Source organism: Actinoplanes sp. NPDC048791 (assembly GCF_040650095.1).
GTDB lineage: Bacteria > Actinomycetota > Actinomycetes > Mycobacteriales > Micromonosporaceae > Actinoplanes.
Genome location: NZ_JBEZGQ010000396.1, coordinates 1 through 7,205, shown reverse-complemented (window position 1 = coordinate 7,205; position 7,205 = coordinate 1). Strand labels below are relative to the sequence as shown.

The following is a 7,205-nucleotide window of genomic DNA, read 5'->3' as shown; positions in this document are numbered from 1 at the left end:
GCGGACACTGCCGGTCCGCGCGGGTCGCCTTTTTGCCGCCCGGGTCCGGGAAACGGACAGTCGGCGGATTGTCGCCGAATCCCGGGCACAAAGCGAATAGCACGACCGACCGTACTTAATGTCCGATTTGACCCTTGATTTCTGCCCCGTGACACCGATATCAGGCGCGGTCGGCACTCACACGTGCATCGCTGGTCACGGCCCGATACGGTCGGCTCGATGGTCACCTCCACCGCGCGTCCGAGCAGGTCCGCACCCGCCCCGAACTGGGCGGGCGTGGGCACGTGCACGCTGCCCGAGACCGACCTGGCGACGCCGCGCCCGGCACCGCGCCGATTGCCGTACCACCTGCTCGCGCTGACCACCGCCGGGCACGGCACGGTGGAGATCGACTTCGTCCTGCAGCGCTGCCGGCCCGGCACCCTGCTCTGGATCCGGCCCGGTCAGGCGCTGCGCTTCGGTATCGAGCCGGGACTGGACGCCTCCCTGGTCTCCTGGGACCGCGACCTGCTCTCGGCCGCCGACGTCACCGGCGTACCGGTGGATGATCTGCCCGGGCCGAACCGCTGGCAGCTGGCCGGCGAGGACGAGGACGCGGTGATCACCGAGGTCGCGCAGCTCGGAGTCGACTGCGCCCGGCACACCTCCGGGCCGGTCGCGGCCGCGCTGCTGCGCCATCAGCTTGCCGTCCTGCTGCTGCGTATCGCCCTGCTGACCAGCGGCGACGACCGGCGCGCGGGGACCACGAGCGCCGAGAGCCGCACGTTCGCGCGGTTCCGCCGGGAGCTGGAGGACGGCCATCCGCACAGCCGGAGGGTCGAGGACTACGCCGCTTCGCTCGGCTGCTCGGTCCGTACGCTGACCCGGGCCTGCCTGGCGGTCACCGGCCGCACCGCGAAGCAGGTCGTCGACGACCGGGTCGCGCTGGAAGCGCGCCGGCTGCTGGCCTGCACCGAGCTGTCGGTGGCGGAGATCGGCCGCCGGCTCGGCTTCGGCGAGCCGACCAACTTCGGGCGGTTCTTCCACCGCGAGGCGGGCCTGAGCCCGGGCGCCTTCCGGGCCGGCGCGGCAGCGGCGATGCCCACCCAGGTGGCCGACGACGTGGCCGACATCGGGGCCCGGGTCCCGGCCCAGCGACTGGCCGCTGACTGAGTGTGATGCCCGAATTCCCATTATTCCCGGGGTGCGCGAGGGTCACGGGCTTCGACGCGGCATGATGGAGGGGTGCAGATCTCCGCGCGCGGCGACTACGCGGTACGGGCGGCGCTGAGCTTGGCCCACGCCTACCCGGCCCTGATGTCCGCCCAGGCCATTGCCCAGGACCAGAACATGCCCCGGAAGTTCCTCGAGGCAGTGCTGGCCGACCTGCGCCGCGCCGGGGTGGTCAGAGCTCAGCGCGGTGCCGAAGGTGGCTACACCCTGTCACAGAGTCCCCGGGACGTGACGATCGGTCAGATCCTGCGGGCTGTGGACGGTCCACTCGCGGGGGTCCGCGGCCTGCGCCCCGAGGAGACCCAGTATTCGGGGGCGGCGGAAAACCTGCCCAACCTCTGGGTCGCCGTACGCTCCGCGGTCCGCGAGGTGGTCGACGAGGTGAGCCTGGCCGAGCTGATCAGCGGCCGGATGCCGGCCCACGTCCGCAAGCTGACCACCAGGCCCGACGCCTGGCAGCCACGCTGAGGGGTTTGCGGAAATCCACCATCGGGAATCTTCCGGCCACCTGGCTCTCCACGGAAGGACTCCCCCGATGGGCATTCAATACCGCAGTCGCAAGAAGTTCGGGCCGTTCATCCTGAACTTCACGCAGCGGGGATTCTCGTCCTGGTCCATCAAGATCGGCCGCTGGTCCTGGAACTCCAAGGCCAAGGCGCACCGTGTGGACCTGCCCGGCCCGCTGTCGTGGAAGCAGGACAAGTCCTAGCCCGTCACTGACAGCTCACGCCGCGGCGATCACCACGTCGCCGCCGAGCCTGCCGTGCTCCGGCCGCCGGGTCACCGACCCGGCGGTCAGCAGCGCCTGCAGCACCCGGGTCGCGTCCGCGGCCCGGTAGACGGTCTCGGTCAGCGCGAAGGTCCGCAGGTCGGTCACCGTCGCCTCGCCCACCGCGGCGAGATGCGCCAGCAGCTCACGGCGCAGCGGCCCGGGATGCGGGCTGAGCGAGATGTCGATGAGGTGACGCTCCGGGTCGCCGGGGTCCCGGTAACGCACCCCCGCATACTCGTCGACCGCCCAGAGCGCGTCCTTGAAACCCTCGAGGTTCTTGCCCGACTGGGTGGCGAACACCAGCACCTGCCCGGGCTCCTCCCCGGTCGCCAGCTCCACCGCCGCCACCAGCGGGAAGCCGGCCGCCCGCAGCTCGGCGCGGTAGTCGTCGGCCACGAACCCCGGGGCCGGGACCACGATCACCGCCTCCGCGGGCTTGCCCGCGGTCAGCGCCGCGACGGTCGCCGGCAGCGGCGGCCCGCCCGCGGCGGTCGCATCCAGAAAAGCAAGCAGCGGTACGCGACCAGCCCCGACCGCCTTCAACGCCACCGCCAGCCGCGCGTCAGTGCCACCGGACACAGCCTGCACGGTCAGCCCCGCACCCGCGCCGGCCTCCTGCTGGATCGCGGAGAGCCGCGCACCCACCTCGCCGACCTCCTCGCCCAGCGCGAGCATCGTCAGCTCGCGCCCCCGGACCAGGTCGGACTGGTCCACGAAGACCCGCAGTGCGGCCTGCGCCAGCTCGGGCCCGGCATCGGCGTAACCGTGCACATAGGTGGCACGGCGGGCCCGGTGCAACGCGGCGGGCGCCCACGCCTCGAGGTGGCGGACGAGGATCTCACGCTTGACGTCGGCGACGCTGTCGGCGGTCATGACCTCGTTATACGGCGTCGCGTCCAAGCGCGGCGGGCCGGGTCACCGCAAGCCGGGTCTTGTACCGAGGGTGTCCGAGCAGACACTATGAGGCACGTGGCACCTCCGCTCGCCGACCTCACCGCCCAGGCCCAGATCCTCACCTCCGCGGGCGACCTCGCCGGGGCCAGGGACGTGCTCGCCGACGCGCTGGACCCGGCCGACGCCGACCCGCAGCGCGCCTCCCCCGACCTGGCGCTGGCCGCGGCCCTGCAGGCCCGGATCCTGATCGCCCTCGGCGACCCGCACGCCGCCCGCACCTGGGCCGGCTTCGCCCACGCCGCCGAGGAACGCCTGCACGGCCCGCACGACGAACGCACGATCGCGGCGGCGGCGACCCACGCGGCGGTGCTGCACCGGGTGGGCAACCACGGCCGGGCGGCCCAGCTCTACCACGACCTGGTCGCCGAACTGACCGCTGTGGACGGCCGCCTGTCGGCGCGGGTGCTGGCCGCCGAGGCCGACCTGGCCACCGCCGAGCACGCCTCCGGACAGTGCATGGCCGCGCGGAACAGGCTCGCCGATGCCTGGGCCCGGCACAACCAGGCCCACGGCGAGGACGCCCCGGCCGGCATCAAGATGCTGGCCCGGCTGGCGGCGATGGAACGCGAGTGCGGCCACGAACGCGACGCGCAACAGCACTTCAGCCGGGCCCAGGAGCTGTGCGCCCGCTACCTGCCGCCGGACCACCCGCTGGGCCGGCAGGTCGCCCGCCTGGCCGGGGCGCAGCCCTCGGGCCGGCACACATGCGGCCAGGTGCAGCGCTCGACAGGTCCGGCGCCGGACGGCCCGGCTGCGGGCGTCACCCGCGTGCCGGCAAAAACCCCGGAGATCCATCCGGTACGCCAGGAGCCGGCGGCACCAGGCGACCCGACCGGCCGCCACGCCCGCCCCGAGCCACCGGTCCCCCTCCCCCTGATCTCCCCAGCCCCACCACCAGAGCTCTCCCGACCGCCTCAGGCCGCCCCGCCGATCGACACCGCCCCGCCGTCTCAGGCCGCCCCGCCGATCGACATTGCCTCACCGCCCGAGGCCAGCACGGCGGCCGACACTGCCTCGCCGCCCGAGGCCAGCACGGCGGCCGACACTGCCTCGCCGCCCGCGACCGTCCTGGCGGGCGAGGGTGCCCCATGGGCCAACAGGGCTTATCAGGCCGATAGCGCCCCGCCCGCCGAGACCACGCCGGCCGACACCGGCTGGCCGCCCGCGACCTTCCAGCCGGGAGAAGATGCCCCGCAGGCCGAAAGCGCCTACCAAACCGATAGCGCCCCACTTGGCGAGAGCGCCCCGCGGACCGAGAGCGCCTATCGGGCTGACAGCGCTCCTCCGGCCGAGACCGCTCCGGTCCTCGACAGCGTCCACCCCGACGAGACCGTCGTGCTGCCCGAGCGCGCCCACCCCGCTGAGACGGCCCACCCGGCCTCGGCGGTGCCGCCGGTTGACCCAGCACCCCCGGCGGAGACGGGCGACCCGGCCCCTTGGGTGGGACGCACTCCCTGGGCCGAGACCGCAGAGAACCCGGCGGCCGAGGTGGATCCGCCACAGCTGGAGGTGACCCCGCCGCCGCAGGCGCACGGTTTCACCCCCCGGCGCCCCGACTCCGCCCCGCTGCAGGAAGAAGCGCCCGCCGAGGCCGCACCGGGTGCCTGGGCGATGCCGCCCCCGCAAATCCCGGTTCAGGCGCAGCAGTCCTGGTCCGAGACGGCACCCCAGCCGCACATGGCCATGGCCGCACCGGCCCCGCCGACCTACCGACCAGCCGAAAGACCGGTCGAGAGGCCCGTCGAAAGGCCCGTCGAAAGGCCGGTCGCGGAGCCGCACGAGCAACCGGTTGAGCAGCCACAACAGGGCTGGACCGCAGAGCCACCCGGCCCCTGGCCACCCGACTCGTTCCCACCGGCCGCGTACCCGCCCGACACCTATCCGCCCGGCCCGCGGCTCCCGGTGGACGAGCCCGCCGCGCCCGGGGCGGACCGTCGTCTGCCCGTACCGGTGGAGAAGCGGAACCGGCAGCCCCTCGTCCTCGCCGCCGTGCTCGTGGCCGGCATCGCGGCCGCGGCCGCGATCGTCGTCGCGACCTGGCCCCGCGAGGACGCCCGGCCGGCAGCCGGCCCGACCGCCTCGGCACCGGTCTCCGCGGCCCCACCGGCCGCTTCCGCCTCGGCCCGGCCGAGCAACGCCGCCGTCGCCCCCACCCGGGTGACGTTGCAGGACAACCGGGACAGCGTCGCGCTGACCTGGCGGTATCCGAAGGGTTCCGAGGGGCCGGTGCTGATCTCCGGCGGCCGGACCGGGCAGGAGCAGCGGGCGTTCCAGCAGCTGCCCGCCGGCACCACCGACTACGTCGTGTACGGGCTCAACCGGCAGAACAACTACTGCTTCTCCGTGGCCGTCGTCTATACCGTCGACCAGGTCGCGGCGTCCGAGGCGGTGTGTACGAAGCGGTAGTAACCGACTTGCAACCCGGCAACACCTCAGCAATCACCGCGCGCGTCCGATCGCAACGGTTGCCGAGGACCCACCGGGGACTCAACGGGGAAAGCGGGAACGCGGGTGACGACGGAGGCGGCAGAGACAGCCGGCGCCGTGGCCGTGGACGAGCTGACGACGCTCGAGGCCACCCTGGCGGAGCTCGAGGACCGTCCGCCGTCCCAGTTCCGTTCGCTGGCGACGCCGGCCGCGCTGATCGAGCGCCGGGCCGACGAACTCGGCGCCGGGGATCTCGCCATGCGGGCGCGGCTGCTGCGCGCCATGTCGCTGGTCCGGGAGGGCCGGTCCGAGCAGGGTGGCCGGCGCGCGCACCAGGTGCTGGCCTGGGCCCAGCAGCACGACCACCCGTTCCTGCTGGCCCGCGCGCACCGGGTGCTGTCGCTGTTCTACCGGCAGATCGGTGACCTGTCCGAGGGGCTCAGCCACGCGGTGCAGTGCGTCGCCAACCTCACCGACGACGAGCCGCAGAACGTCCGGGCGCTGCACCTGATGCGGCTGGCCGTGGCGCTGGACGAGAGCGGCTCGACCGAGGAGGGTGACCGCCGGTTCCGCGAGGCGCTCGCCATCGCCACGGAGATCGGCGACCTCGACCTGACGATGAACATCCTCAACAACATGGCCTACACGGCCTTCGAGAACGGCGACGAGTCCGGGGCCCGGGAGCTCATCCGGCACATGCACGAGGTCCGGGAACGCGGCGGCCGGGACTTCGGGGCGCTGGAGATCGACACGATCGCCCGGATCGAGATGATGAGCGGCAACTACGACGCGGCCGAGGAGGCTCTGCACGTCATCCTCGACGGCGCGACCTCCGCGCTGCTCAGCCATGAGGGCGACGCCCCGGCGGTCTGCATGCTCACCCTGGCCGAGGCGCGCCGGCTCAGCCGCCGCTACGGGGCGGCCCAGGAGGCCCTGGACGCGGCGGTGGCGCTGGCCGAGGAGCGCGGCCTGGACCGGGTACGGGCCCAGATCCGCGAGGAGCAGGCGGCCCTATTCGCCGCCACCGGCCGGTATCAGGAGGCCTACGACGAGCACCGCGCCTTCTACGCCGCGGCCAACGCCCTGAACTCGAGGCAGCGGGACGCGCAGGCGCGGGCTCTGCAGGCGGTCTTCGAGGCCACCGAGGCGCGCCGGGCCAGCGAGCACTTCCGGGAGATGGCCCACCGGGACGCGCTGACCGGCCTGTGGAACCGCCGGTACGTCAACGAGCGGCTGCCCGCCCTGCTCAGCGAGGCCGTCGCGCGGCGCACGCCGTTGTCGCTGGCGATCCTCGACCTGGACCACTTCAAGCGGATCAACGACACGCTGTCGCACAGCACCGGCGACACCGTGCTGCAGGAGGTGTCCCGGCTGCTGACCGACACGGTCACCGGACCGATGATCGCCGCGCGGATCGGTGGCGAGGAGTTCCTGCTGGTGCTGCCGGGCCTGGACGCCGAGCAGGCGGCCGACTGCTGCGAGCGGCTGCGGCTGCGGATCCGGGCGCACGCCTGGGAGCCGGTCACCGGGACGATGCCGGTGACCACGAGCATCGGCGTCACGACCGCGCCGGAGGGCCGGGCGACCCCGTCGACGCTGCTGTCGCTGGCCGACCGCAACCTGTACGTGGCCAAGCGCGAGGGCCGCGACCGCGTGGTGGCGGACCTATAGCTCCAGGTCGACGGCGAGCGGGTAGTGGTCGGAGGCGTACTCGGTCTCGGCGCCGCGCAGCACCCGCGCGTTCGTGGCCCGGGCGGCGATCGGCGGTGCGGCCATCAGGTAGTCCAGCCGCATCCCGCCGGCCGAGAACTCGTGGCCGCCACCGCGGGTCGTGGGCACC

6 protein-coding genes are annotated in these 7,205 nt (G+C 73.6%); 5 read left to right on the top strand and 1 reads right to left on the bottom strand.

All coding sequences use genetic code 11. From position 1 onward, the window contains the following. Positions 1-219: 219 nt before the first annotated feature. The 3 genes from AB0C29_RS25675 to AB0C29_RS25665 all read left to right on the top strand — a co-directional run bounded on the left by AB0C29_RS25675 (position 220) and on the right by AB0C29_RS25665 (position 1,921). Complete coding sequence (locus AB0C29_RS25675) at positions 220-1,152, top strand: AraC family transcriptional regulator (RefSeq protein ID WP_360824870.1); 933 nt, start codon at positions 220-222, stop codon at positions 1,150-1,152. Between the two features lie 72 nt (positions 1,153-1,224). After that, positions 1,225-1,680: an Rrf2 family transcriptional regulator gene (locus tag AB0C29_RS25670; RefSeq protein ID WP_212988814.1), complete on the top strand. Its 456-nt coding sequence runs from the start codon at positions 1,225-1,227 to the stop codon at positions 1,678-1,680. A gap of 67 nt (positions 1,681-1,747) precedes the next feature. Then, positions 1,748-1,921: a DUF4236 domain-containing protein gene (locus tag AB0C29_RS25665; protein ID WP_212988815.1), complete on the top strand. Its 174-nt coding sequence runs from the start codon at positions 1,748-1,750 to the stop codon at positions 1,919-1,921. Between the two features lie 15 nt (positions 1,922-1,936). Here AB0C29_RS25665 and AB0C29_RS25660 read toward each other — a convergent pair whose 3' ends face one another. Beyond that, positions 1,937-2,857: a hypothetical protein gene (locus tag AB0C29_RS25660; protein ID WP_360824867.1), complete on the bottom strand. Its 921-nt coding sequence runs from the start codon at positions 2,855-2,857 to the stop codon at positions 1,937-1,939. A 96-nt stretch (positions 2,858-2,953) separates the two neighbouring features. Between AB0C29_RS25660 and AB0C29_RS25655 the strand changes: the two genes are divergently transcribed. Together AB0C29_RS25655 and AB0C29_RS25650 are read left to right on the top strand one after the other, a co-directional pair. Beyond that, a complete protein-coding gene (locus AB0C29_RS25655) occupies positions 2,954-5,344 on the top strand; it encodes a hypothetical protein (protein WP_360824864.1) in 2,391 nt (796 codons plus the stop codon). Between the two features lie 105 nt (positions 5,345-5,449). Next, positions 5,450-7,036, top strand: coding sequence for a GGDEF domain-containing protein (locus AB0C29_RS25650; RefSeq protein WP_360824861.1), 1,587 nt, complete (start codon positions 5,450-5,452; stop codon positions 7,034-7,036). The last annotated feature ends 169 nt before the right edge of the window (positions 7,037-7,205 follow it).